Source organism: Roseateles sp. P5_E11 (assembly GCF_054049355.1).
Genome location: NZ_JBFUMO010000821.1, coordinates 1 through 1927 on the forward strand (window position 1 = coordinate 1; position 1927 = coordinate 1927).

A 1927-nucleotide genomic window follows, 5' to 3' on the forward strand; every position below is an offset into this window, starting at 1 on the left:
TTGTCGCCTCATCAATAGGTGGTACTCAGCACCGGATTTGCGCGGCCTTGCGAGTCAGCAGTGCTCAAGTCTTAACGATTGGCGGTGATGCTGCTTGCCGTCGCGCGCTTCAGCGCGCCAAAGAATGAGGGCGGCAGCCGGTCRCCGCCGGGAACGCCATTGGCGGCAGGCTGGGCAGCGCCTGCCGCTGAATCCGTTTATTTAGGTGTCGATCCTGCCCGCCCGGCCGGATTCGAAGGGTTCGCCGTCAACGCTCGCCAGCGCTGAGCGGCACGACGTTGCCAGCCAAGGTCCGGTATCGGTGGCCGCTGCCCATTCACACGCAATTTTCAACCGGCTGCACCCAGCCTGGAACTGCAAGTTGGCGAATTTCGGCTTTGGGCACCTTGCTGTCGCACGGGCGCTGGCCCCGACCGTCAGCAACCGCTGCAAAACGGAATTTCCGCGCTCTCCGTTCGACAAATCGCCCAGCGCCGACAGCCACCTGAATGCCGAACCCGCGCCGGCCGGCATGAGTGACCCTCAGTAGTCGATCCCCACCCGAATCCCGTAGGTCCGCGGGTCGTTCCAGTAGGCGCGCACGAAGCCGCCGCCGTCCTGCACCGCGTTCTTCGTCATCTTGTTGGTCGCGTTCAGCACATAGAGCTCGGCGCGCCAGTACTTGGGCGCCTGCAGCTTGAGGCTGGCGTCGATCTTGGTGAAGGCCTTCTGGCTGTCGGAGATGTGCGGGTTGTCCAGGTTGAGCAGGGTGAAGTACATCTTGTCCTGCCACTTCAGGTTGACCCAGGGCGTCAGCTCCCAGCCCTCGCCGAACATGAAGCTCTGTGAGAAGTTGATGCCGAAGCTGTACTTGGGCGACAGGGGCAGGTGGTTGCCGGTGATGTCCAGGATCTGGCGGCCGGCGAACTCGCGGACGGGGCCGCTGTAGGGCTCGGGGCAGTGCGGTGCGCCCATCTCCTCACGCACACCGCAGTTCCAGGTGTCGCTGTAGGACGGGTAGTCCTTCATCTTGCTGTTGATGTAGCTGAAGAAGGCCCCCAGGCGGGCGCCGGGCCAGGGCTTGTAGTCGACCTCCAGCTCGATGCCCGGGATGCTGACGACGCCGACGTTGACGGTTTGCCACTTGGTGACGATGTCGCAGGTCGGGTTGTCTTCGGGGCAGGGCTCGGTGCGCTTGATGCGCGAGGCGAAGTTGTCGCCCGTGACCTGCATGTCCTTGTAGCGGCTGAAGAAGAGGGTGGCCGACAGGCTCAGCCGCTTGTTCAGCAGCAGGCCCTTGTAGCCGATCTCGAAGTTGGTGACGGTCTCGGGCTTGTAGGGGAAGAAGGTGTACTGCGGGCCGGCGGGGCCGTCCACGCAGTCGTGGCCGCCGCAGCGGTCGTCCTTGTCGCCGAAGCCGCCGGCCTTGTAGCCGGTGGACAACGATGTGTAGACCATGTCCAGCGGCGTCAGCTGCTTCTGCAGGCCCAGGCGGTAGGTGACCTTCTTCCAGCTCTGGGCGTTGTCGTTGCCGGCCGGCGGGCCCCATTCGGCATAGGCGGCGGTGCCGGCGAAGGGCCCCATCTTCTCGGTCAGGTCACGGCCGTTGTGGGCGCGAAAGCCCGGCTCGCCGGGCGCGCCGGGATGGAACAAGCCGTTGTAGTAGGCCGGCGTGGAGCCGTCCCAGCCACCGAAGACCTGGCCGTTCTTGTCGGTCTTCTTGTCATGGCTGTAGCGGGCGCCGAGGGTGGCGGTCCAGGTCGGCGTGAACTTCCAGTCGGCCTGCGCGAAGACGGCCTTGGCGTCGATCTGGCGGTCGGGCTGGTGATAGAACTGGCTGGTCGGGAAGCCATAGGGGGCTGTGACGAGCTGCTCCTGCGCATAGTCGATGGCGTTCTTCTCGTGCATCCAGAACAGGCCGGTGACGAGCTGCAGCGTGTCGGTGTGG

2 protein-coding genes are annotated in these 1927 nt (G+C 64.8%); one reads left to right on the top strand and one right to left on the bottom strand.

The annotated features are described in order from the left end of the window. The first annotated feature begins 205 nt into the window (after positions 1 to 205). Positions 206 to 529, top strand: coding sequence for a hypothetical protein (locus ACXJKR_RS31030; RefSeq protein ID WP_457326123.1), 324 nt, complete (start codon positions 206 to 208; stop codon positions 527 to 529). Here ACXJKR_RS31030 and ACXJKR_RS31035 read toward each other — a convergent pair. After that, a partial coding sequence (locus tag ACXJKR_RS31035; protein WP_457326124.1) for a TonB-dependent receptor occupies positions 523 to 1927 on the bottom strand: 1405 nt, incomplete at its 5' end. The two genes, ACXJKR_RS31030 and ACXJKR_RS31035, sit on opposite strands and share 7 nt — an antisense overlap.